The following is a 22,568-nucleotide window of genomic DNA, read 5'->3' as shown; positions in this document are numbered from 1 at the left end:
TCCAGTAAATGTAAGGCTAGTATAGACGCTGGAGTCGGGTGGCCTTTCTTTCAACCCTCAGCCACTGCTCGAGCTCGCTGAGGGACTTGGGGCGGCATAGCCAGTAGCCCTGTAACAGGTCTGCACCCATGCGGTGCAGCAGGCGGGCGGCCTGGCCGGATTCCACGCCTTCGGCCACGACCTGGAAACCCAGGCCATGACCCATGCTGATGGCGGTTTCGACAATCATCCGGGCACTGTCGCTGGTGTCAATATCCTGCAGCAGGGCCCGATCCAGTTTGATTTCGCTGGCCGGAAGCTTTTTCAGGTAGGAGAGCGACGAGTAGCCGGCCCCGAAGTCGTCAATCGAGATCTTCAGGCCGATCTGCGCCAGCGCTTCCAGGGCCTCGAGGCCTTTTTCCGGGTCGTCCATCGCGGCGGTCTCGGTCAGCTCGACGATAATCTGGTCGGGGCTTAGCTGATAACGCTTCATTCGGGTTTCGAACAAACCTTTCAGCTCCGGGGAAACCAGATCCCGGGCCGAAATATTTACTGAAACCGTCAGTTCCGGGTCAGTGGCATGAAGGCTTTTCAGGTCGTTCAGTGCCTGGTCCACAACCCAGCGAGTCAGGTGTTTGATCACGCCGGTTTTCTCGGCCAGCGGTATGAATTCCTCGGGCGACACCCAGCCGCGCTCCGGGTGGTGCCAGCGAATCAGGGCTTCGATGCCGGTTACCCGGCCAGTGGCGAGGCTGAATTTCGGTTGGTAGTGCAACTCGGGCTGATTCAGTCGGAGCGCCTTGCGAAGATCCGACATCAGGGTCAGCCGGCGCTCATCGTAGATGTCATTTTTGCTGGAGTAGAAGCCGCTCTCGTAGTGGCCATGTGGGGCCATCTCCATGCCAACGTGGGCATTGCGGATCAGCAGGGCCGCCTTCCGGCCGTGCTCGGGGTAGCTCGCCACCCCGAAGCGGGGGCCGGGTTCGATGGCGAGGTGGTCGATCATCACCGGTTCGGCCAGTTGTTTGAGGGCATTATCCAGCACCTGGAATTTGTCTCCGGCCTTGCTGACGTCTACCAGCAGGCCGAAGCTGTCGCCGGCCAGTTGATACACCCGTTCGTCCCGGCCCCGGGCATCCTGGGTGCTGTGCACCATGGGCAGTTTTTCGGCCAGTTCGGTCATCTGCTGGGCCATGCGCTTGAGCAGGCGTTCGCTGCGTTCCAGGCCCAGGGTACGGTTGACCTCCTTGAGGCGTGTAACCCGGGCCACGCCAACCATATAACGACCGTTCGGGTCCCGCTTCAGTTGCTGGTCCACCATCCACTCAAACCGGTTACGGTTGGGCAGGCCGGTTACCGGGTCGTGGGTGAGCGCTTCATTCAGTTGGTCCTGGGCTTCGTGACGGGCTTTTTGCTGTTGAAGGATGTCGGCCTGGGCCTGGATCTTCTGCTCTCGTTCCCGGTACAGGCGGTCTGCCAGGGCGAGCGTCAGAATAAAGGCCTCCAGTCCGGAGCCAATCTGCATGGCGTACTCGGTGAAGAAATTCTCCGGTAACAGGCCAAGGGCCCGGCCGGCGGTTGCCGATATACCCAGGGTCAGGGGTGTCCAGGCGAGCGTGAAAAACGCGCCGGCGCGAACTCCGGCGGCCCAGGCGACGGGGCCAGCCACCAGAAGCAGCGAGAAGAACACGAACGCGGAGACCGCCGCCAGCCGGATACCGGTGGCGTAGTTCAGCAGCGGCGCGCTCAGGAAGAAGAGTATCTCGAAAACCAGCATGGCCTGCAGGGCCCGGTAAAGCCGCGGGCTGTGCGAGCGCACCTTCAGGAACTCCATGCAGAACAGGATTGAAAACATGGCCAGGAAGGGGATGGACAGCATCAGCACATGGGCATGGAGGAAGGGTGCCGCCGGGTAGATATGCTGCAGCGTAAAACCCCGAACCGCGGCAAAGAACAGGAAATAGCCAAACACCGCCAGAGCGTAGAACAGGTACAGCTTTTCACGCAGGGTGAGGAATACCGCCAGGTTGATCAGAATGATGACTGCCAGGCCGCCGTAGTAGAAGAACTGGAGTTTCTGCTGGTTTGCGGCCGCCTCATAGAAATCGCTCTGTTGCCAGATTCGCAGGGGCACCACCATGGTTCCCTGAGTCGCCACCCGGATATAGAGCGTCTTGGCGGCGTCCGGTGCCACATGGAATCTGAACAGCATATTGGGATGATCGACATCCCTGGGGTAGAAGGGGCGGGTGTCGCCCGTGCTGAAGCGGCGAATCAGCGTGTCTCCGGCGAGCTCATGGAACACCACATCGTCGAGTTGCGAGTACGCGAGTTCGGCGATCAGAAGCTGGTCGCGGCTGGTCTGGTTGCGCACCTGCACCCGCAACCAGTAGGCGGAATCGGTGATGCCGAACGTGGCCTTGCCAGAGGGCCTGGGCTGCCACTCGGCCTCTGGAATTGCAAGGACCTGCGCCAGCGTTGCCTCGCCACCGGGGTCCTCCCAGTACTGAAAACGGCTTTCAATCGGCTCGTCGGGGGCAAGCGTGATCACCCCGGCATCGGCATGGGCGAGCAGGCACACGCAGGACGCCAGAATCGGAACAAGGATACGCAGAACTTTGCTGAGGGTCACAAGCTGTAAACCTCGCTGTAGAGCCATCAGGCTTTTCTTTTTATCGTGCGATTCAGCTTACCAAGCTTTTCCTGCCAGAAAACATGGGAACCGATATTTAATGTAGCGAAATGTCTCATATCCTGATTTTCCGGGGCGTCGACGTGTGTAACCGTGGCATGGCCCTAGCTGTCTGGATCGGGCGGGGTCTGCTACGTTTAAGGAATACATTTCACCTGCGGAGGCCGCTATGTTTGTCGCTGAAAAAGCAACCGGGCACCTGATTGAGGTGCTGGACACCCAGGCACTGTTTGATCCGCACATCCAGCAGGTCACCGGCAGTCTCCACTACGGGGAGGAGGCGCAGGATCCAGAGCCCTATGCCAAGTCCGGTCTGGCCTTTCCCTCCGGTGAGCCGTTACCGGTGTGCTGGACCGACCCCGACTACCGTCGCCATCTCTGATACTGACTGGCTCTGTCTACTGCATTGACCTGGCCGTGATCAAGCGGCCCGGATATTGCCCATTTTTTAACCAGGTTTGAATTTTCCGTTACGCTTCTGTAAGCTTTTCATTAATTGAACGTTCAATTAATAAAAGGCGGCAGAGTTTTACCCGCCCTAACAAACCGGAAAGAGCACGAACAAGCGACGCCGCCATGCCGAAAGTTGGAGTTAAAGACACACGCAAACAGCAGCTTATCGACGCCACCATGGCCTCCATCGCCGAGCTGGGCATGCAGAACACCACGATTATGAGCATCAGCAAACGGGCGGGCATGTCCTCCGGCATCATCAGCCATTACTTCGGTGGCAAGCAGGGGCTGATTGAAGCGGCCCTGCGTTATCTGCTGGATCAGTTGGGCAAGGAATTGCGGGAGCGCATGGCCAGGACCGATCGCTCTCCGGAGCAGCGGCTGAACTGCATCATCGAGTCCAATTTTTCCGAGTTCCAGCGCTCGGCGCTGGCGGCCAAAACCTGGCTGAGTTTCTGGGCCCGTTCGATGCACGAGCCAGGGCTCAAGCGGCTGCAGCAGATCAACAACGCCCGGCTGTACAGCAATCTGCGTTACTCCTTTGCCCAAGTGCTTGAACCCGGCGCAGCGACCGAAGCGGCCCGGCAAATGGCGGCAATGATTGACGGCTTCTGGCTGCGTAGTGCCCTGAGTCTGGACCCGGCAGAAAGTTTTGAGGCGGGCGAGCGGCTCTGCAAGAAATTTGTCCACGAGACACTGACTCAGGCCCAGCGCTGAGTTGAAGCGGCTCTGAGCCGCGATAGATCCAACGGCCCACAAGGCCTGAAGACACCGAACCGAGGTTATCTGATTACTATGTCTGCATCTCTTCCTGTTGTTCAGAATTTTGTCCATGGCCGTTTCCTGGCCAACAGCACCGGCGAAACCTTCCCCGTGGTGAATCCGGCCACCGGCCAGGTGATCTACGAGGTGGAAGTGGCGGATGAATCCGTGCAGCAGGCCGCCATTGAGAGTGCCCGGGCCGGCTTTGCCGAATGGTCCGCGATGACCGCCATCGAACGCAGCCGCATACTTCTGCGGGCGGTCGCGCTTCTGCGAGAGCGCAATGATGAGCTGGCCGTCGCAGAAGTGCGGGATACCGGTAAGCCCTGGCAGGAGGCCGAGGCGGTGGATGTGGTCACCGGCGCCGACGCCGTCGAATTCTTTGCCGGCCTGGCGCCCTCCATCGAGGGTAACCAGCAGGATCTGGGCGGCGATTTCTATTACACCCGCCGGGAGCCGCTGGGCATCTGCGCCGGCATCGGTGCCTGGAACTACCCGATCCAGATTGCCTGCTGGAAGTCCGCGCCGGCCCTGGCCTGCGGCAACGCCATGATCTTCAAGCCCTCTGAGGAAACCCCCATGGGTGCGGTGAATCTGGCGGAAATCTTTGTGGAGGCGGGCGTGCCGGCGGGTGTGTTCAACGTGGTGCAGGGCGCGGCCGAGGTTGGTCAGTGGCTGACTCATCATCCCGAGATTGCCAAGGTATCTTTCACCGGCGAAGTTGCCACCGGCAAGAAGGTGATGGCAGCGGCGTCCTCCACCCTGAAGGACGTCACTATGGAGCTCGGCGGCAAATCCCCGCTGATCATCTTTGACGATGCCGATTTGGAGAACGCCATCTCCGCCGCCATGGTGGGCAATTTCTACACCCAGGGCGAGATCTGCACCAACGGCACCCGGGTGTTTGTCCATGAGGACATCTACCCGCGCTTTATGGAGCGTCTGCTGGAGCGCACCCGCAACAACATCAGGCCCGGTGATCCGATGGACCCGGACACCAACTTCGGCGCGCTGATTTCCGAAAAGCACCGGAATCTGGTGCTGGACTACATCGCCAAGGGCATTTCTGAAGGCGCGACTCTGAGCCACGGTGGTCGCGCCTTTGAGCCGGAGGATTCGAAGGGTGGTTATTTTGTCGAGCCAACCATCTTCACCGATTGCACCGACGACATGACCATCGTGCAGGAGGAGATCTTCGGCCCCGTGATGTCGGTGCTGACCTTCTCCAATGAGGACGAGGTGATTGCCCGCGCCAACAACACCGACACCGGCCTGGCCGCCGGCGTGTTCACCAACGACATCCGCCGGGCCCACCGCGTCATTCACCAGATCCAGGCCGGAATCTGCTGGGTCAACAGCTACGGTGCATCGCCGGCGGAAATGCCGGTGGGCGGCTATAAACTCTCCGGCATCGGCCGGGAAAACGGGCGTGAGACCATTGCTCACTACACCCAGATCAAGTCCGTTTATATCGGAATGCAGGATCTGGATGCTCCGTTTTAATCCCGCACTCGACACAGGAGACCGCGTATGACAGAAAACCGATACGACTACATCATTGTGGGTGCGGGTTCCGCCGGCTGTGTGCTGGCCAACCGCCTGACCGAGGACGCGCGCCACCGGGTGCTGCTGCTGGAAACCGGCGGCAGCGACAAGAGCATCTTTATCCAGATGCCCACCGCCTTGTCCATTCCCATGAATACCAAGAAATACGCCTGGCAGTTCGAGACCGAGCCGGAGCCGTTCCTGGACAACCGCCGCATGCACTGTCCCCGGGGCAAGGTGCTGGGCGGCTCTTCCTCCATCAATGGCATGGTCTATGTCCGTGGCCACGCCCGGGATTTTGACGAATGGGATTCCGAAGGCGCCACCGGCTGGCATTACCGGAACGTCTTGCCCTATTTCAAGAAGGCCGAGACCTGGGCGTTTGGCGGCGATGATTACCGGGGCGATAACGGCCCGCTGGGTGTGAACAACGGCAACAACATGCAGAACCCGCTTTATGGGGCCTTCATAAAAGCGGGCGCGGATGCCGGCTATTTCGAGACCGGCGACTACAACGGGGCCCGGCAGGAAGGTTTTGGCGCCATGCACATGACCGTCAAGAACGGTCGTCGCTGGTCCACTGCCAACGCCTACCTGCGCCCGGCCATGGCGCGGGATAACCTGACCGTGGTCACCCATGCCCTGGTGCACAAGGTGCTCCTGGATGGACAGGAGGGCAAAACCGCCACCGGCGTTCGCTATGAGCAGGGCGGCAAGGTGCACGAGGCAAAAGCTGCCGAGGAAGTGATCCTGTCCGCCGGCTCCATTGGCTCACCGCATTTGTTGCAACTGTCCGGGATTGGCAAGCGAGAGGTGCTGGAACAGGCCGGTATCGCGGTAAAGCACGAGTTGCCCGGCGTGGGCGAGAACCTGCAGGACCACCTGGAGTTCTACTTCCAGTACCGCTGCAAGCAGCCGGTCTCGCTCAACGGCAAGCTGGGCTGGTGGAACAAGCTCAAGATCGGCGTGCGCTGGATCCTGCGCAAGGACGGCCTGGGCGCCACCAACCATTTTGAATCCTGCGGCTTTATCCGGTCCAGGGCTGGTGTCGAGTGGCCGGACCTGCAATACCATTTCCTGCCGGCCGCCATGCGCTACGACGGCAAGGAAGCCTTCAATGGGGACGGTTTCCAGCTGCACATTGGCCACAACAAGCCGCAAAGCCGGGGTTTCGTGCATGTCCAATCGGCCGACCCCAGGCAGGCGCCGACCATCCGCTTCAACTACCTGGAGCACGAGGCCGACCGGGAAGGCTTCCGGGACTGTGTGCGCCTGACCCGGGAAATCATCAATCAGCCGGCCATGGACGAGTACCGCGGGGCCGAAATCCAGCCCGGTGCCGAAGTCCAGACCGACGAGCAAATCGATGCCTTCGTGCGCCAGGCGGTGGAGAGTGCCTATCACCCATCCTGCTCCTGCAAGATGGGCACGGACGAGCTGGCGGTGGTGGACCCGGAAACCCGGGTGCGCGGCATCCGAAATCTGCGGGTGGTGGATTCATCCATCTTCCCGACCATACCCAACGGCAACCTGAACGCGCCCACCATCATGGTGGCCGAGCGGGCCGCCGACCTGATCCGGGGCAGGGAGCCCCTGCAACCTTCTGACGCGCCTGTGGTGATGGACGACCAGTGGCAGGCACGCCAGCGACCGGGAGAGGCAAAGCGCGCGCTGGCTTAGCGCGTCGTCATCCCACCCGGGCGTGCAACGCGCCCGGGGTTTTGCAAGCCCTCAGGATTTCCCTATCAGCGCGACGGTGTTCTGCCGTTTTCGGGCGCCGGATAGGCAAGTCCTGGGTTTGTGTCCGATTCGAACGAAGCAGCGCTTACCAAGTAGAGGAGGAACACCCATGCTGTTCACTATAATGATGACAAACAACCGGAGGTGCCGCGCATGACACTCTGGTTATCCACAGGCCTGATCTTCACCTTCGCCGCCATTGTGCTGATTCTGTACAAGTGGTGGGACGTCCAGTGCATCGGCGTCACGCCGGTTCGCACGTTCACCTTCATTGCCATTCTGTTCACCTCCGGTCTCGACGTGGGGCTGATCATGTTCCCGCTCACCGAGTTCGGCGGTTACGGCAATGTCTCTGCAAACCCTGAATATGCCTTTGCCAATCCGCTCGCCATCGAGTTCGGGTTCTGGGCGTTCCTGATCTGGGGCTTCTATTTCCTGACCTGTTTCTACTTCGCGATCATCGAGCCGCGGGTGAAGTTTTTCGAGATCCCGCTGGTCAAGCTGGTGAACAACGTGGTGATCATCGGCACCTGCGCCTTCACCGCCTACCTGCTGTTGGTGAACCTGCCCTGGTATCTGCCGCAACTCGGCGACGGTGAAACGGTGAAGCCGGCGTTCTATGTGATCGTGTTCATTGCCATTGCCCTGGCGGTGTATTCCAGTTCCAAGATCAAGTACGTACGCATTCTCAGTGTGGGCTCGAGCATCCTGTTCATCGCGCTTATTGCCGGTATGTGGTTGCGTGCCTTCGCTCTGGGCAAGGGCTCGCCAGCGGACTTCCTCGGCACCGTGGGCATGCTCGGTGAATACTTCACCAACCTTGACCAGTTCTTCCTGCCGATCAACGATTACCACGAGTTCTACCTGTTCTGGTGGTTCTCCTGGAGCATCATGATTGGCCAGTTTACCGCGCGCTTTGTCAGCGGCGTCAAAACCTGGCAACTGCTGATCGCCATGCTGGTCGTGCCGTCCATTGCCATTGGCGTGTGGTTTTCGGTGTTGTACTACTACCACGCGGAAGGTCTTCAGATTGCCGCGTTCACCAATCTGGCCATGATTACCGTGGGTGTGCTGATGGTGATCAACTCGCTGGACTCATTGATCCGCCTGTACACCGACAACCTGAACCTGACTGCCCAGCGCCTGGGTCGGATCAATTACGTGATCTTCAATCTGGTGGCGATGATCGGGCTGACGCTGTTGTTCCAACTGGACTTCCTGAGGATCCAGTGGGTTGGTGCGCTGGTCATCGGTCTCTACTTCGCGTGCTTTGTCTACATCCTGGCAAAGAGGCGGGCGCAAGTGGCTGCCATCGATGCGTCACCGAAAGAGAACATTCTGGATTTCCACAAGATTGAACTTGCGGGTTAAGGCCCCATAGATAAAGCAGCAGGCGGCAGATTTTCCGAGCCGGAAGCCCAAAGATAGGCTCTGCCTATCTCTGGGTTGGGAATTATCAATTTTATCCGGGCGTCACTTATCCGTAACGTGTGCGCCGTATCTTCATTTATCTGTGAATCCATCAACAAGGAGTTATCTTTAATGGGCATCATCAACAGCGAGATCAAGCCGTTCAACGCTACCGCTTTCAAGGGCGGTGAGTTCGTTGAGATCAGCGAAGCAGACGTAAAAGGTAAGTGGGCTGTCTTTTTCTTCTACCCGGCCGACTTCACTTTCGTTTGCCCGACCGAGCTGGGCGACGTTGCAGACAAGTACGAAGAACTGCAGAAGCTGGGTGTTGAAGTATTCTCCGTGTCCACCGACACACACTTCACCCACAAGGCGTGGCACGACAGCTCCGAGACCATCGGCAAGATCAACTACTACATGGTTGGCGACCAGACCGGCACCATCACCAACAACTTTGGTGTAATGCGTGAGGGCCAGGGCCTGGCGGACCGCGCTACCTTCCTGATCGATCCGGATGGCATCATCCAGTCCGTGGAAATCAGCGCTGAAGGTGTTGGCCGTAACGCCGACTACCTGATGGACAAGGTGAAAGCCGCCCAGTACGTGCGCAAGCACCCGGGCGAAGTTTGCCCGGCCAAGTGGAAAGAAGGCGAAGCTACCCTGGCTCCGTCCCTGGACCTGGTTGGCAAGATCTAAGCTTTTCTTACGAGACGCTTAGCAACAAAAAACCCCGGGCTTTCCGGGGTTTTTTGTGTCTGGCGCAAAGGGTTGCTTCAGAGAGCCGCGAGAATGGTTTCGGCACTTGTCTGGTCCAGGCCCTGGGCGTCGATGTTCAGAAGCTCCACCGTGCCGTTGTTCACGATCATGGCGTAGCGCTGGCTGCGAATGCCCATACCGTTGGCGGTCCGGTCCTGGGTCAGGTCCACGGCCCTGGCGAATTCGCCCAGGCCATCGGCCAGCATGGTGATCTCTTCGGCGTTCTGGGATTTGCCCCAGGCATCCATTACGAAGGCGTCGTTGACCGAGGTGCAGACGATGCTGTCCACGCCTTTGGCACGCAGCTTGTCGGCATTGACCACAAAGCCTGGCAAGTGAGCGGCCGAACAGGTGGGTGTGAAAGCGCCCGGTACGGCGAACAGGACGGCTTTCTTGCCGGCAAAAAGCTCACTGGTCCGGACCTTTTCCGGGCCCTTCTCTCCCATGACCTGCAGTTCGATGTCTGGCAGGGTATCACCCGGCTGAATTGGCATTGTTGTGGTCTCCGGTGTTGTCCTTGTTGAAATAGTCGATGCCACGGGCCTTGAGACGATAAAACTCTTCAATAACACCCGCCATCGCCTCCGGGGAGTAGGGCCGCAACCCACTTAATATGAGCCGTTTGGTCACTTCGCCCACCGGTTTGTTGTCGGCTGTCACGCGGTATTCCAGTAGAACGTTGCCGCGCTTGCCGGCCGCCTCGAGCGTGGCGTTGTGCAGTTCCAGGCCCGGCGAGGGCAGATCCAGATTGTCCAGGGACAGGCTCATGCTCTCGTACATCACCATGGGGCGGTCGGGATTGAACATCACCCCGTTAGACTCCATCAATGGCTTCAGGGTATGGGGAAAGTTCTTGCCAGAGGCCGAGACGTAGGCGCGGGTAATATCTTCGATCAGTTGCTCGTCCCGGGTCAGGTCTCCGTTGCGGGTTACTTCTATGTAGACCTTTCCCGCATCATCGCACACATCGATGGTGCTTTCGCTCTCGACAAACCGCAGTGGCACACCCTCACCGAGCAGACTGCGAAACCGGAAGGTCATGTGCTCCGAGAGCCCGAAGCGCGCCACAATGATGGCGAAGAGCAGATCCCCCGGAACGCAGAAGCGGCGGGCGTCCGGATCGTGTATGGGATTGAAGTCCCCGGCGATCTCCTTGGCAAACTGGCTGGCCTGCAGAGCGGAGATAACGACGTGTCCGTCCTGGACGGAGTGGAAACGGTCTAGAAACATGCGTTGCCTTTGCTGGTACCAGAGAATGATGTTGCTACGTTATTACAACATGATACTTCGGCTGGCTTCGGCTGGATATGCGCTATTGGTCAAGGTTTCAGCATCCACCACCAAATCAACATAGCAAAGACCTATTAAACAGTTTGGGTCAATTAATTTGAGCCTTTGTCTGCCAGATCGTATCGTTGCTCCATCTTCGCAAAGCGACCCGTTTTAAATTCAGATACTTAGTTTCAACATCTAAAGGAGACGCACGATAATGTTGGATGCCAATATCAAGGAACAGCTCAAGGCCTACATGGACAAGCTGCAGCAGCCGATCGAGCTGGTGGCAGCCTATGACGACAGTAAGAAGTCCCAGGAACTCCGGGAGCTGCTGGAAGAGCTGGAACCCATGTCTGCCAAGATCAGCCTGCGCACCGAAGAATCCAATGATGTGCGTCGTCCTTCCTTCGCCATCAACCGCGTAGGTACCGATATTGGCGTTCGCTTTGCTGGCATCCCCATGGGTCACGAGTTTACCTCGCTGGTGCTGGCGCTTTTGCAGGTGGGCGGTCACCCTTCCAAGGCCTCCCAGGAGGTGATCGAGCAGATCCAGTCGCTCGAAGGCAAGTTCGAGTTCGAAACCTATTTCTCGCTCTCCTGCCAGAACTGCCCGGATGTGGTTCAGGCCCTGAACCTGATGAGCGTGCTGAACCCGAACGTCAAGAATACCTCTATTGACGGTGCGCTGTTCCAGGATGAAGTGGAGCAGCGTGAAGTGATGGCGGTACCCAGTGTTTACATGAACGGTGAGCCCTGGGGCCAGGGCCGTATGACCCTCGAAGAGATTGTTGCCAAACTGGATACCAGCTCCAGCGAGAAAGACGCCGAGAAGATCAACCTGAAAGACACCTTCGAGGTTCTGGTGATTGGTGGCGGGCCCGCCGGTGCTTCTGCCGCCATTTACGCAGCCCGGAAGGGGATCTCCACCGGTATCGCGGCCGAGCGTTTCGGTGGCCAGGTGGCTGATACCATGGGCATCGAGAACCTGATCTCCGTGCCTTATACCGAAGGCCCGAAACTGGTTGCCGCTATGGAGCAGCACGTCAAGGAGTACGACGTCGATATCATGAACATGCAGCGTGCCGAGAAGCTGATTCCGGCTTCACGCCCGGGAATGCCTCATGAGATTCGGCTTGAAAATGGAGCCACCCTCAAGGCACGTAGTCTGGTTCTGTCCACCGGTGCGCGCTGGCGCCAGATCGGCGTGCCGGGCGAAGCCGAGTACCGCAACAAGGGTGTGGCCTACTGCCCACACTGTGACGGCCCCCTGTTCAAGGGCAAGCGTGTGGCTGTGATTGGCGGTGGTAACTCCGGAGTGGAAGCGGCCATCGATCTGGCTGGCATCGTCGGCCACGTAACCCTGATCGAGTTCGGTGCCGAGATGCGCGCGGACGATGTGTTGCAGAAGAAGCTGCGCAGCCTGAAGAACGTAGAAGTCATCACCTCGGGCCAGACCACGGAGATAACCGGTGAAAACGGCAAGGTCAACGGCCTGAACTACACCGACCGCACATCCGGAGAGCAGCATCATATCTCCCTGGAGGGTGTGTTTGTGCAGATTGGCCTGGTGCCCAACACCGAATGGCTCAAGGGCGACATTGAACTGAGCCAGCACGGCGAGATTATCGTCAACGATCGCAATGAAACGTCCATTCCGGGTGTTTTTGCGGCTGGCGACGCGACCACCGTGCCTTACAAGCAGATCGTGATCTCCATGGGAGAGGGTTCCAAGGCAGCGTTGAGTGCCTTTGACTTCCTGATCCGCAACTCGGTGGATGAAAGCGAAGACGAAGCGGCATAAATCACGGTTAATGCCACCTGATGAGAGAGAGGCACCGGAGCGATCCGGTGCCTTTTTTATCGGCTAAACCCGCACATTTAACAAGGTTTTTCTGGTCACCCCGAAACCTGGTTGTCATACTGGACCGCTCTGTATGAAAAGTGGTCATTTCCTGTTTGTCACTGACTGATGTTCACGCTATGAAACGCCTTGTTTACGTCTTCGGTACACTGCTGGTTGGCACCAGTCTTATCGCTACCCCCGCGCTGGCCGATTCTCCGGTTCGGTTGGCCGTTCCCGGCATCACCAGCCTTCTGACTGAAAGCCAGGACGGTGTCTACCAGAAGATTCTGCATCGGGCCCTGGAGGGGCTGGAGGTGGATGTGCGTGAACGCTTTTACCCTTACAAGCGGGCCATGCTGGTGTTTGAACAGGGCGAAGCGGACTGCATCTACTCGTTCACCCAGATTCTGGAACAGCGGATGGGCGAAGATGCTGTGATCGCAAGCTTTCCGCTCGGCAAATTCACCTATTACCTGTTCACCCCAGAGGGAGAAGACCCCGTCCGCCATTTGTCACAGCTGGAAGGGCAGTCTGTAGGCGCGGTGATTGGCCATGAAACCTATCTGGATGAGGTTCTGGAGGGCCATGATGTCAACGTGATCTGGTCCAAAAGCGATGCCCAGAACCTGGCCATGCTCGAGCATGACCGGTTCGCTGCAATGATCGCCGCCGTCCCTGATATCCTGCCGTACGTGGAAAACCTGAGCTACGATCCGGAAGCCCCCCTTCTCGAAAGCTATGACCGGCTGACCTGCCACAATACAGAAGCCAACCGGCGCTTCCTGCGCAAGCTGTCCGCGGAATTGAGGCGATTGAAGGAAGTGGGTCTTTACCGTGAGCTGGCCGGTGACCTGTACGTTGAATTTGATGCTGCGGCGGCCAGCGGGCGTTTGAACGACTAGTCCTTTGTCACTTCCTCTTCAAGGCTGGGGAGGGCACTCTCCGGCGCCTTATCCCCGTTGAACAGATGGCCGTAGGCGGCCCGGACGCCTTCGACAATAAAGTCATGGGGCACGTCGACAAAGACCCCGTGATCGTTGATGTATTCCATGTGCGCCTGGCCGGACTCGGTATATTCCTGGAACACCGAATCGTGGAGGCCGTCAAAATCCAGGGGTTCCACCTTCATCAGTTCACAGAGTTGCCGGTTGAAGGCCGGGGTGGCCTTTACCCAGCGGCCGTTCAGATACAACTCTATATAGCCGTGCATGCGGAAGATATCCGACCGCAGCCACTCGATCAGCCTGGGGCTGGACAGGTGGTTGCGCACGTCCGCCAGGCCCAGACGGCTGGGAACGCCAATGGAACGGGCGGCGGCACCGAGCAGAACCGCCTTGGGAATGCAGTAGGTCTCGCCGCTTTCCAGGGCATAGCTGGCGCTGAAGGTCTTGGGCTCGGTCTGGAAGACATAGGGGTTGTAACTGACGCTGTCCCGCACGGCGAGATAAAGCGCCTTGATCTGTTCCACCGAATCCTCTGGCACGCCCTGCAGCTGTGCTTCAATCCAGGCCTTCAGCTGCGGCTGGTTGTAATCAAAGAAGGCCGTTGGCTGGAGGTAGCGTTCCATGGGTATTCATCCGGTTCCGGGGGTATCGGGCCCTCATCGTGGCCCAGTTAGCAACCTACGGGCAATGGCCGTTTCCGCCAAAGCCATTGCCCGCATCGATCAGCTTTTGCCTTCAAACCCCTGCATCACATTCACCGCGTTCACGCCGATGGCGTCGACGTCGTAGCCGCCCTCCATGGTGAACACCGTTGGCAGGCCCAGCTGCTCCAGACGCTTGCCCAGTTTCAGGTAATCGCCTGAGGTGAGTTTGAAGAAGGAAATTGGATCTTCTTCGAAGGTATCCACCCCCAGCGCCACTACCAGAGCATCCGGTGCAAACGTCCGAATGCGTTCGCAGGCTTTTTCGAGCCCCTGGCTCCAGATGCTGAAGGGAGTGTCAGGCGGAAAGACGATGTTCAGGTTGTAGGCTTCGCCATCACCCTCGCCGGTTTCATCCTCGAACCCCAGAAAGTGCGGAAATACCAGGTCCGGGTCGCCGTGCAGGCTGATGGTGAGCACATCGCTACGGTCATAGAAAATTGCCTGGGTGCCGTTGCCGTGGTGGAAGTCCACATCCAGCACAGCGACCTTGCCATAGCCCTGGTCCCGGAACGCCTGGGCCGCGATGGCGGCATTATTAAAGAAGCAGTAGCCTCCGAACACATCGGCATGGGCGTGATGACCCGGTGGCCGGCACAGGGCGAAGGCGGCGCGTTCACCCTCGGCCACCAGCTTCTGGGCGGTGAGAGCGACATTGGCGGATGCCCGGGCCGCTTCCCAGGTGCCATCGGAAATTGAGGTATCGGCGCCGAGACTGTAATAGCCGAGGCGACCGTCGATGTCCTTTGGCAGACGGGCGCGCATGCCCCGGCCAACCCAGAAGGTGGGGATGGCCTCGCCGCGCTTGCCGGCCGCCACCCACTCGTCCCAGCAGGTTTCCAGGAAACTCACATAATCGGCCGTGTGCACCCGCTTGACCGGCCCAAGCCCGAACTCTTCCGGCTCCAGGATCTCCCCGAGCGCCTGGTCCTTCACCCGCGCAAGGATGGTTTCGGCCCGGGAAGGCTTCTCGTGGGGCTCGATCAGAAGTCCGCCGTCCAGTTCGGTTTTGACATGGCGACGGCTGTGCAGGGGTGAGAATACGGTTTTCATGGTCAGGGAAAGTCCTTGCTCAAAGATGGGAATCACTTTGGCACACGGTACTCCGTGGCTCAATAACAGCAATTGTGTCAGGCTGATGCTTTGTCTGGAAAGACGGGACTACCGTGATGGCGCCAAAAGGGTACATCTCTGAACAATGACTGAATTTATCGCGGGCATGACCCTCGCCGAGGGGCTGGGCCAGCTTTGTGGCCTGGTGGCCCTCGGGTTCTGCATTGTCGGTTTCGCCAACAAGAATGACGACCGGCTGATGGTGCTGCTGATTTCCGCCAACGTAGCCTTTGCGCTGATGTTCGCGTTGTTCGAGAGCTGGACGGCATCAGCCTTGACGGTACTGGTGATCCTGCGCATTACCCTGGCCCGCAAATACCAGGGCAACTGGTCAATCATGCTGGGCATGCTGGCGGTGAATCTGGTGGTCGCCTGGGTGACCTGGAAATCGATCACCGACGTGTTTCCCCTTGCCGCTGCGGTTTTCGGCACCGTGGGCATGTTCATGCTCCGGGGTATTCCCCTGCGTATCATCCTCGGTCTGGCAGCGCTGGCGTGGATGCTGAACAACATTGTTATCGGCTCGGTGGGTGGTACCCTGGCGGAGGGCATGGTGCTGGTCACCAACATCATCACCATTATGCGGCTCTATCGGCTGCAGAAGAAATACCCCGATTTTACCCCGGGTAGTTGATCCCGGTTTTCAGGCCAGCCGTTGCGTATTCAGGTCCGGAGAGGCCAGCTCCCGGGAGGTGACACACAGCGCCCCGGCGATGGCCCCGCCCCTCAGGCAGTCGGTCAGTTCTGCGCCCTGCAAATAGCGGTGCAGGAAACCGCTGAAAAAGGCATCGCCGGCGCCGTTGGTATCGACCACCCCGGAGACTGAAACCACGGGCTGCTCCAGCCACCGTCCGTCGCTGGTCAGCAGTGTCGCCCCCTCCGAGCCGTGGGTGCATACCACGAATTCCTTGCCCCGATGGATCAGCCTTTCCATGGTGGTGCGGTAGTCTGGAAGATTGTCGCTGGACAGGAAGATTGCCCGGGCGGCCTCTATAAAGGGTTCATGATACGGGTTGTGTCCGTCGTAGTCGTGCAGGTCGGTCCAGATGGGCGTGCCCGCAGCCTTCAGCCACGGCAGGGCAGATCGGGTGTACCCGAGGATGTTTACCACCGCCAGTGAGCACTCTGCCAGTGCCTGTTGCGCCTGCGTCCAGTCGACGTGTTCAGGCTCAGGAGGCGGCTGGATGAACAGCGAAATGCGTTTGCCGTCCGCCGACATCAGGTTCACATGCTGTTCAGTGGGCCCGTCAGTTTCCTCCTCCAGCACACGGATCCGGGGGTGGGCCAGGGCGTCCCGGATTTGCTGGCCTTCCGTATCCCTGCCCAGCAATGTGTGAAAGACCACGGGTTGCCCGAGGGAAGCCAGGTTCAGGCTTTTGCCAGCGCCGGTGCTGCCGAGGGCCCGGTAGCTTTCGCTGGGCCAGAGGGTCTGGGGCTCCGGCGAGGGCAGCTCCGGCAGGTGAATGATGGTGTCCAGGGAGGCACCGCCGAGAATAAGGATCGGTTTTGTCATGGTGGTCTCATCCACAATCAGGGAGAAAAATCATTGTAGTCAGGGTTTCGGTTCCGCAGATCCTCCCTCTGACTACGCCCCCGGTTAACGACTGACTCAAACAACCGGGGGCCGGTACCACTTTGGCCAATTTCCGGGCAGCCCGGCCTGAGCTATCTTGATTCCAGACTATTGATTATAAAAAGCGGACTGGAATCCGAGAGGACAGGCAATGAGTAACCAGCATTTCGATGTACTGATCATCGGCGCCGGTGTTTCCGGCATTGGCATGGCGTGTCACCTGAAACGTGAATGCCCCGGGAAGTCATTTGCCATCCTCGAGCGACGGCAGTCTCTGGGTGGCACCTGGGACCTGTTCCGTTACCCGGGTATCCGTTCGGATTCGGACATGTTCACCTTCGGTTACAACTTCCGCCCCTGGACCGGCGGCAAGGTGCTGGCCGACGGCGCCTCGATCAAGAATTACGTGCGAGAGACTGCCCGGGAGAACGATGTCGATCGGCACATCCGCTATGGCCTGGCGGTGAAAACGGCAGACTGGTCGGGCGTCGACAAATGCTGGAAGCTCACGGCCCTGAACGAAGTGACAGGCGAAACCGAGCACTACACCGCCACCTTCATGGTCGGGTGTACCGGCTACTACAACTATGACCAGGGCTACAAACCGGACTTCCCGGGCGAAAGTGACTTCCATGGCCAGATTGTGCATCCGCAGCACTGGCCGGAAGGTCTCGACTATACCGGCAAGAAGGTGGTGGTCATTGGCAGCGGCGCGACCGCCATTACCCTGGTGCCAACCATGGCGGAGCAGGCCGCGCATGTGACCATGCTCCAACGCTCACCCACCTACCTGATGCCTTTGCCCTCCACCGACAAGGTGACCCTGGCCCTGCAGAAAATATTGTCCGAGAAAACCGCCTACCGGCTGACCCGCGCCAGGAATATTTCCATTTCCCGTTTCCTGTACCGGCGATCCAGAAAGAGCCCACAGTTCATGCGCCGGCTGTTCCTGGGCATTATCAAACGCCAGGTGGGCGACACCGCCGACATGCGGCACTTCACACCCGATTACAATCCCTGGGATCAGCGCCTGTGTGTGGTGAAGGACGGCGATCTGTTCCGGGCCATGAAAGCCGGCAAGGCGTCCATCGCCACTGATCGCATCGACCGCTTCACCGAAACCGGAATCTGCCTTAAGTCCGGCGAGCATCTGGATGCTGACATCATCATTCCGGCCACCGGTCTCGACATCCAGATGCTGGGCGGAATCCATCCCACGGTGGATGGTCAGGACGTGGTGATGAAAGACAAGGTCATCTACAAAAACGTAATGGTGGAGGGCGTGCCCAATGCCGGCATGATCTTCGGGTATACCAACATTTCCTGGACCCTGAAGGTGGATATTGCCGCCGAGTATCTGTGCCGGCTGATGAACCTGATGGACAAGCGGGGCTACCGTACCGTGGTGGCCCGGGACACCGAAAACAGTCGCGGTGACGAAACCATTCTTGGCTCCCTCAATGCGGGCTACATCAACCGCGCGGCCGATCGTCTGCCCCGCCAGGGCACTCAGGGACCCTGGAAATCGACGCAGAACTACCTGGAGGATGTGAAAATCCTGCGGTTCGAGCCGATTGAAGACGGCTATCTGGAGTTTGACGGCAAGCGTACCCATGCCAGCACTCGTGAATCCGGCGGTTTCCTGCGGCCCTTGCGCTCGGCCCTGTTCGGGACCTGAAGGGCTGGATGGGGGCGTCGGTTACCGGCCAGGATCGGTAACGAACTCAACTACCAAAACGATAAGGGATGTGGCAATCTTGGGGGCTGATGCGCCGGCGTTGTACTCATAATCGGATGGGCCGGCTGCTCCCACAGTAAAGAGACCGCTGTATGGCCTCCCGCAGAAAAACTGCAAAACGCGCGCTCTGGCATCCCGCCTTCTGGAGCTCCTGGGCTCTGGTATTTGTCCTCTGGCTGGTATCGTTTCTGCCAATGGGCATCAAGCAGCGTCTTGGTGGCTCGCTCGGCAGGCTGCTATCCCGCAAACTGAAGTCCCGCGCCCGGGTGGCGGATGCCAACCTGGCGGCCTGCATGCCAGAGCTGGATGAGGCAGCCCGCAAGCAACTGGTTGAGGACGCCTTCGTGGCGTCGGCCCGGGGTGTCCTGGAAAGCATGCACGCCTGGTGGCGCGATATGGCGCCCTATTGTCAGAGTGCATCGGTGTATGGCACCGAGCACCTTGAGGAAGCCAGGCGACGTGGCAAGGGTGTGCTGCTGATTGGTGGTCATTACAGCATTTTTGATTTTGCGTTGCCGCTGATCGCCTGCAAACTCCAGAAACCGGGCTATATGTACCGCCCCAATGACAACCCGGTGATAGACCGCATGATCGAACGCGGTCGCCGCCGTCATTTCAACATCCGGCCATTCACCAAGCGTCAGATCCGGCCTCTGCTGTCGTTCCTGAAGGAGGGAGGGCAGGTGTGGTTTGCCTGCGATCAGGATTTCGGCAAGAAGTCCGAGGTGTTCGTGCCGTTTTTCGGAGTCAGTGCCGGATGCATCACGTCGCCAAGCTATATTGCCCGTGAATCCGGCGCCGCCGTTATCTGCGTGAGCCACCTGCGAATGCCGGACGGCCGTTACCGGGTGGTGTTTTCTCCGATCCAGGAAGGCTTCGGGCACGATCTGCAAAAAGACGCGGAACGCTGGAATCAGTTTATTGAAGCAACCATTCGTGAGCAGCCGGATCAGTACCTTTGGCTGCACAGGCGTTTCAAGAGCCGGCCGGAAGGTGCCGCCGCGATCTACTAGGGCGTTGCGGCCATACTGTCTCTGGTTGCCCCGGGCGGTTTTCGTGGTGGCGGAGCGGATTCGCAGTGTTGGTGATTCCAGTGCCACCCGGAACGGTGCGCTTGCGGTACTCCGGGGCTTTGGTGTATCCCCAATGTGGTCGCCACTGTCGATATCGGTGGCCCTGACCTTAACGCTCCTGCCGGGTCTGGGCAGTGCCGTTTACTGTCGGCAGCCTTGCCCTTTGCCCTTTGCCCTTCTGGTGTTATTTGCCGGCTTCTTCTGGCGTGAACCCGAGCCAACGGCAGCACCCGAGGCCCTCGCTGATGCCACCGGATGGGCCAGTTGGCTGCGCTTTGGCGGACTGATTGCGGCGATGTGCGCCGGGGTGTTCGTGTTCAGCCAGATGTACGATATGAGTTACGCCCGCTCGGTGACCATGAGTTGCCTGTCAGCGGTTGTCGCCGGCTGAGTGCTGGCCTGAAAGCCTGTTGCTGAAAAGCACCTATAGCTATTTCACGGGCCCTCTGTTACTGTGCCCGCATCCTGCCTCTAGGGATTTCCGCAGTTTAAGGCTTTAAGCCCGTGCGACCTTTCCATACGACCTGTCAGAGGACGTCACCCCGATAACGGAGCGTGACTGTAGTCGTCTTTTATTCCATGAATGTTCATGGCATCTGCCCGCATTCGCCGACAACGGTGTTCGTGGAGGCAGAATAATCAAGAGTTGATCCTATATGAGTTTTTCTTCACTCGGTCTGTCCGAGCAGCTGGTTCGTGCTACTACTGATCAGGGTTATGAAACCCCGTCTCCGATTCAGGCCCAGGCCATTCCCGCGGTACTTTCCGGCCGCGACGTGATGGCGGCTGCCCAGACCGGTACCGGCAAAACCGCCGGCTTTACTCTGCCTCTGCTGCAGCGCCTGGGTGAAAACCCGCGCACCGGCAAAGGCCCCCGCGCCCTGATCCTGACACCGACCCGTGAACTGGCGGCGCAGGTTCACGACAGCGTGAATCTTTACAGCAAATACGTTCCTACCAAGGCCGCTGTGGTTTTCGGTGGTGTGAAAATCAATCCGCAGATGATGAAGCTGCGCAAGGGCCTGGACGTGCTGGTGGCAACACCCGGCCGGTTGATGGACCTGTACCAGCAGAACGCGGTGCGTTTCAACGAAGTGGAAATCCTGGTACTGGACGAAGCCGACCGCATGCTGGACATGGGCTTTATCCGCGATATCCGCAAGATTCTTTCGCTGCTGCCGGCCAAACGCCAGAACCTGCTGTTCTCCGCCACCTTCTCCAACGAGATCCGGACCCTGGCGGAAGGCCTGCTGGATAACCCGGTTCAGGTTGAAGTCGCCGCTCGCAACACCTCCGCGGACAACATCAAGCAGTCTGTCTACCCGGTGGATCAGAGCCAGAAAACCGCGCTCCTGAGCAAGCTGGTTCGTGACAACAGCTGGGACCAGGTGCTGGTGTTTACCCGTACCAAGCACGGTGCCAACCGCCTGACCCAGAAGCTGGAGAAGGACGGTATTACCGCTGCCGCCATCCACGGCAACAAGTCACAGGGCGCCCGCACCCGCGCGCTGGCGGACTTCAAGGCCGGCGAAGTACGTGTGCTGGTGGCGACCGATATCGCCGCCCGGGGCCTGGACATCAAGCAACTGCCCCAGGTGGTGAACTTTGAACTGCCCAACGTACCGGAAGACTACGTGCATCGTATCGGCCGAACCGGCCGTGCTGGCGAGAGTGGTCATGCGCTGTCGCTGGTGAGTGCCGATGAAGGCAAGATGCTGGCGGGCATTGAAAGGCTGATCAAGAAGCAGTTGCCGCGCACGGAAGTGGAAGGCTTTGAGCCGACCAACAACCTGCCGCTGAAGCCGAAGGCCAAGGCCGACCCGAGCCGCGCCCGTGCCCGCAATGGCAACGGCGGTAATGGCCGGCCAGGCGGAAAACCGAGAAGCTTTGGCGACAAGCCAGGCGGTCGCAGTGGTGGCCGGAGCCAGAATGGTGGCGGTCAGCGAGGCCGGTCAGCCCAGCGCCAGAGCGCCTGAGACTGATTGAGGCGTGACACGAAGGCGGAGCAGATGCTCCGCCTTCGTTGTTTCTGGAAGATAAAAAAGACGGGGCCGGAGGGCCCCGTACAGGAAACGCACCCTCCGGCAGCCCACAGACCATGAGACTGCCGGAGGGTACGGGTATCAGAATTTGTAGGACACACCTACCATGTAAACCAGGGGGTCGATATCAACGTCGATGGTGCTGGTGTCTGCTTTGGTGTTTCCCGCATAGGCATTGATGGTTGCTTCGGTATCAATGTCTGCGTACCAGATCGCGGCATTTACACCGATGTTTTTCGTGATCATGTAGTCTGCGCCGATTTCGGCGGCCAGGCCGACGCTGTCATCAAGTTCGATGTCAGTACGGGTAACGCCTGCAGCCAGACTGGCATAGGTATCGGTCAGCGCCTGGGAGGGCTTTTCTTCAAAGAAGGTGGTGTAGTTGACGCCAAGACCGAGGTAAGGCTGGAACTTGCTTCCGCCGGGCATCGGGAAGTACTGCACCGTAAAGGTCGGTGGCAGGTGCTTGGTTTCAGCCAGTTTTCCTTTTGTGCCAAGGACAGAACCATCGCCTTCGATGTCGTGGCTGAACGGGGTGGCACCAAGTACGCCCAGAGCAATCCGGTCAGTGAACATGTAGCTCAGGGTCAGGCCGAGCTGAGTATTGGAATCAACACTGACTTGAGCACCAGGAATCTCGCCAAGGGCGGCAGAGTTGAGGTTGCTGCTGGATGAGTCCGGGTCAACAGTCGCGGCACCAACACGACCAATCAAATCACCGGCCTCATACGCCTGAGCGGCGGGAGCAGCAGCCATGACCGCTGCGGCCAGAACACCAAGTTTGAATGTACGGGACATATCCATCTCCTTAACCTGAATCGTTGATGGCTTCAGATTAATGACCGCGGAGAAAGGAAAATTGATTTAGCGCAAGAATGGCCGGGCAGGGGATCTGGTTTGATCCGCAGATTGATTCAACTCAAGAAACG

Annotated in this window: 20 protein-coding genes; 13 read left to right on the top strand and 7 right to left on the bottom strand. The window is 59.0% G+C overall.

Going from position 1 to position 22,568, the window contains the following annotated elements; translation table 11 throughout:
* Positions 1 to 16: 16 nt before the first annotated feature.
* The gene (locus tag msub_RS15290) at positions 17 to 2,638 is read right to left on the bottom strand and encodes an EAL domain-containing protein (RefSeq protein ID WP_197083846.1); all 2,622 of its coding nucleotides are present in this window, start codon (positions 2,636 to 2,638) and stop codon (positions 17 to 19) included.
* Between the two features lie 202 nt (positions 2,639 to 2,840).
* Between msub_RS15290 and msub_RS15285 the strand changes: the two genes are divergently transcribed.
* From msub_RS15285 to ahpC, 6 genes are all read left to right on the top strand, one after another.
* Positions 2,841 to 3,053, top strand: coding sequence for a hypothetical protein (locus tag msub_RS15285; RefSeq protein ID WP_048496808.1), 213 nt, complete (start codon positions 2,841 to 2,843; stop codon positions 3,051 to 3,053).
* 194 nt (positions 3,054 to 3,247) lie between these two features.
* On the top strand, positions 3,248 to 3,841 hold the full coding sequence (gene betI / locus msub_RS15280) for a transcriptional regulator BetI (protein ID WP_048496807.1): 594 nt from the start codon (positions 3,248 to 3,250) through the stop codon (positions 3,839 to 3,841).
* A gap of 78 nt (positions 3,842 to 3,919) precedes the next feature.
* Complete coding sequence (gene betB / locus msub_RS15275) at positions 3,920 to 5,389, top strand: betaine-aldehyde dehydrogenase (RefSeq protein WP_048496806.1); 1,470 nt, start codon at positions 3,920 to 3,922, stop codon at positions 5,387 to 5,389.
* A 27-nt stretch (positions 5,390 to 5,416) separates the two neighbouring features.
* Positions 5,417 to 7,111 carry a choline dehydrogenase gene (gene betA / locus msub_RS15270; RefSeq protein ID WP_048496805.1) on the top strand — a complete coding sequence of 565 codons (1,695 nt, stop codon included), beginning with the start codon at positions 5,417 to 5,419 and terminating at the stop codon, positions 7,109 to 7,111.
* Positions 7,112 to 7,324: 213 nt separating this feature from the next.
* Positions 7,325 to 8,542 carry a choline transporter gene (locus msub_RS15265; RefSeq protein ID WP_048496804.1) on the top strand — a complete coding sequence of 406 codons (1,218 nt, stop codon included), beginning with the start codon at positions 7,325 to 7,327 and terminating at the stop codon, positions 8,540 to 8,542.
* 171 nt (positions 8,543 to 8,713) lie between these two features.
* On the top strand, positions 8,714 to 9,277 hold the full coding sequence (gene ahpC / locus msub_RS15260) for an alkyl hydroperoxide reductase subunit C (protein ID WP_048496803.1): 564 nt from the start codon (positions 8,714 to 8,716) through the stop codon (positions 9,275 to 9,277).
* A 77-nt stretch (positions 9,278 to 9,354) separates the two neighbouring features.
* On the opposite strand, the gene msub_RS15255 is transcribed toward ahpC, so the two are convergent.
* Together msub_RS15255 and msub_RS15250 are read right to left on the bottom strand one after the other, a co-directional pair.
* A complete protein-coding gene (locus msub_RS15255) occupies positions 9,355 to 9,831 on the bottom strand; it encodes a peroxiredoxin (RefSeq protein WP_048496802.1) in 477 nt (158 codons plus the stop codon).
* A complete protein-coding gene (locus msub_RS15250; protein ID WP_048496801.1) occupies positions 9,812 to 10,567 on the bottom strand; it encodes a DUF3581 family protein in 756 nt (251 codons plus the stop codon). The genes msub_RS15255 and msub_RS15250 overlap by 20 nt, the downstream gene beginning before the upstream one ends.
* Positions 10,568 to 10,826: 259 nt before the next feature.
* On the opposite strand from msub_RS15250, the gene ahpF reads away from it, so the two are divergent.
* Both ahpF and msub_RS15240 read left to right on the top strand, forming a co-directional pair.
* Complete coding sequence (gene ahpF / locus msub_RS15245; protein ID WP_048496800.1) at positions 10,827 to 12,413, top strand: alkyl hydroperoxide reductase subunit F; 1,587 nt, start codon at positions 10,827 to 10,829, stop codon at positions 12,411 to 12,413.
* A gap of 179 nt (positions 12,414 to 12,592) precedes the next feature.
* On the top strand, positions 12,593 to 13,357 hold the full coding sequence (locus msub_RS15240) for a substrate-binding periplasmic protein (RefSeq protein ID WP_048496799.1): 765 nt from the start codon (positions 12,593 to 12,595) through the stop codon (positions 13,355 to 13,357).
* On the opposite strand, the gene msub_RS15235 is transcribed toward msub_RS15240, so the two are convergent.
* Together msub_RS15235 and msub_RS15230 are read right to left on the bottom strand one after the other, a co-directional pair.
* Positions 13,354 to 14,022 (bottom strand): transglutaminase-like domain-containing protein, encoded by a 669-nt coding sequence (locus msub_RS15235; RefSeq protein ID WP_048496798.1) that lies wholly within the window; start codon positions 14,020 to 14,022, stop codon positions 13,354 to 13,356. The two genes, msub_RS15240 and msub_RS15235, sit on opposite strands and share 4 nt — an antisense overlap.
* 99 nt (positions 14,023 to 14,121) lie before the next feature.
* On the bottom strand, positions 14,122 to 15,153 hold the full coding sequence (locus tag msub_RS15230; RefSeq protein WP_048497151.1) for a histone deacetylase family protein: 1,032 nt from the start codon (positions 15,151 to 15,153) through the stop codon (positions 14,122 to 14,124).
* Positions 15,154 to 15,298: 145 nt separating this feature from the next.
* Between msub_RS15230 and msub_RS15225 the strand changes: the two genes are divergently transcribed.
* Positions 15,299 to 15,847 (top strand): YgjV family protein, encoded by a 549-nt coding sequence (locus msub_RS15225; protein WP_048496797.1) that lies wholly within the window; start codon positions 15,299 to 15,301, stop codon positions 15,845 to 15,847.
* A gap of 9 nt (positions 15,848 to 15,856) precedes the next feature.
* On the opposite strand, the gene msub_RS15220 is transcribed toward msub_RS15225, so the two are convergent.
* Positions 15,857 to 16,726 carry a carbohydrate kinase family protein gene (locus tag msub_RS15220; protein WP_048497150.1) on the bottom strand — a complete coding sequence of 290 codons (870 nt, stop codon included), beginning with the start codon at positions 16,724 to 16,726 and terminating at the stop codon, positions 15,857 to 15,859.
* 211 nt (positions 16,727 to 16,937) lie between these two features.
* On the opposite strand from msub_RS15220, the gene msub_RS15215 reads away from it, so the two are divergent.
* From msub_RS15215 to msub_RS15200, 4 genes are all read left to right on the top strand, one after another.
* Positions 16,938 to 18,464, top strand: a complete 1,527-nt coding sequence (locus msub_RS15215) for a flavin-containing monooxygenase (protein WP_048496796.1) — start codon at positions 16,938 to 16,940, stop codon at positions 18,462 to 18,464.
* 152 nt (positions 18,465 to 18,616) lie between these two features.
* The gene (locus tag msub_RS15210; protein WP_048496795.1) at positions 18,617 to 19,537 is read left to right on the top strand and encodes a lysophospholipid acyltransferase family protein; all 921 of its coding nucleotides are present in this window, start codon (positions 18,617 to 18,619) and stop codon (positions 19,535 to 19,537) included.
* On the top strand, positions 19,518 to 19,988 hold the full coding sequence (locus tag msub_RS15205) for a hypothetical protein (protein WP_156182780.1): 471 nt from the start codon (positions 19,518 to 19,520) through the stop codon (positions 19,986 to 19,988). The genes msub_RS15210 and msub_RS15205 overlap by 20 nt, the downstream gene beginning before the upstream one ends.
* Before the next feature lie 265 nt (positions 19,989 to 20,253).
* Positions 20,254 to 21,573 (top strand): DEAD/DEAH box helicase, encoded by a 1,320-nt coding sequence (locus msub_RS15200; protein WP_048496793.1) that lies wholly within the window; start codon positions 20,254 to 20,256, stop codon positions 21,571 to 21,573.
* A 147-nt stretch (positions 21,574 to 21,720) separates the two neighbouring features.
* Here msub_RS15200 and msub_RS15195 read toward each other — a convergent pair whose 3' ends face one another.
* Entirely contained in the window at positions 21,721 to 22,437 is a 717-nt protein-coding gene (locus tag msub_RS15195) for an OmpW/AlkL family protein (RefSeq protein WP_048496792.1), read from the bottom strand.
* Positions 22,438 to 22,568: the final 131 nt, after the last annotated feature.

Origin of the sequence: Marinobacter subterrani, from assembly GCF_001045555.1 — a bacterium.
Lineage (GTDB): Bacteria > Pseudomonadota > Gammaproteobacteria > Pseudomonadales > Oleiphilaceae > Marinobacter > Marinobacter subterrani.
This window is presented reverse-complemented; position numbering and strand designations above follow the sequence as displayed.

Bases quoted from the DNA above. Each gene is read 5' to 3' on its own strand.
- msub_RS15290 (WP_197083846.1), bottom strand. From the start codon at position 2,638: ATGGCTCTACAGCGAGGTTTACAGCTTGTGACCCTCAGCAAAGTTCTG.
- msub_RS15200 (WP_048496793.1), top strand. From the start codon at position 20,254: ATGAGTTTTTCTTCACTCGGTCTGTCCGAGCAGCTGGTTCGTGCTACT.
- msub_RS15235 (WP_048496798.1), bottom strand. From the start codon at position 14,022: ATGGAACGCTACCTCCAGCCAACGGCCTTCTTTGATTACAACCAGCCG.
- betA (WP_048496805.1), top strand. From the start codon at position 5,417: ATGACAGAAAACCGATACGACTACATCATTGTGGGTGCGGGTTCCGCC.
- msub_RS15285 (WP_048496808.1), top strand. From the start codon at position 2,841: ATGTTTGTCGCTGAAAAAGCAACCGGGCACCTGATTGAGGTGCTGGAC.
- msub_RS15195 (WP_048496792.1), bottom strand. From the start codon at position 22,437: ATGTCCCGTACATTCAAACTTGGTGTTCTGGCCGCAGCGGTCATGGCT.
- msub_RS15220 (WP_048497150.1), bottom strand. From the start codon at position 16,726: ATGACAAAACCGATCCTTATTCTCGGCGGTGCCTCCCTGGACACCATC.
- msub_RS15255 (WP_048496802.1), bottom strand. From the start codon at position 9,831: ATGCCAATTCAGCCGGGTGATACCCTGCCAGACATCGAACTGCAGGTC.
- betI (WP_048496807.1), top strand. From the start codon at position 3,248: ATGCCGAAAGTTGGAGTTAAAGACACACGCAAACAGCAGCTTATCGAC.
- msub_RS15210 (WP_048496795.1), top strand. From the start codon at position 18,617: ATGGCCTCCCGCAGAAAAACTGCAAAACGCGCGCTCTGGCATCCCGCC.
- msub_RS15230 (WP_048497151.1), bottom strand. From the start codon at position 15,153: ATGAAAACCGTATTCTCACCCCTGCACAGCCGTCGCCATGTCAAAACC.
- msub_RS15225 (WP_048496797.1), top strand. From the start codon at position 15,299: ATGACTGAATTTATCGCGGGCATGACCCTCGCCGAGGGGCTGGGCCAG.
- msub_RS15250 (WP_048496801.1), bottom strand. From the start codon at position 10,567: ATGTTTCTAGACCGTTTCCACTCCGTCCAGGACGGACACGTCGTTATC.
- msub_RS15265 (WP_048496804.1), top strand. From the start codon at position 7,325: ATGACACTCTGGTTATCCACAGGCCTGATCTTCACCTTCGCCGCCATT.
- ahpF (WP_048496800.1), top strand. From the start codon at position 10,827: ATGTTGGATGCCAATATCAAGGAACAGCTCAAGGCCTACATGGACAAG.
- ahpC (WP_048496803.1), top strand. From the start codon at position 8,714: ATGGGCATCATCAACAGCGAGATCAAGCCGTTCAACGCTACCGCTTTC.
- betB (WP_048496806.1), top strand. From the start codon at position 3,920: ATGTCTGCATCTCTTCCTGTTGTTCAGAATTTTGTCCATGGCCGTTTC.
- msub_RS15240 (WP_048496799.1), top strand. From the start codon at position 12,593: ATGAAACGCCTTGTTTACGTCTTCGGTACACTGCTGGTTGGCACCAGT.
- msub_RS15215 (WP_048496796.1), top strand. From the start codon at position 16,938: ATGAGTAACCAGCATTTCGATGTACTGATCATCGGCGCCGGTGTTTCC.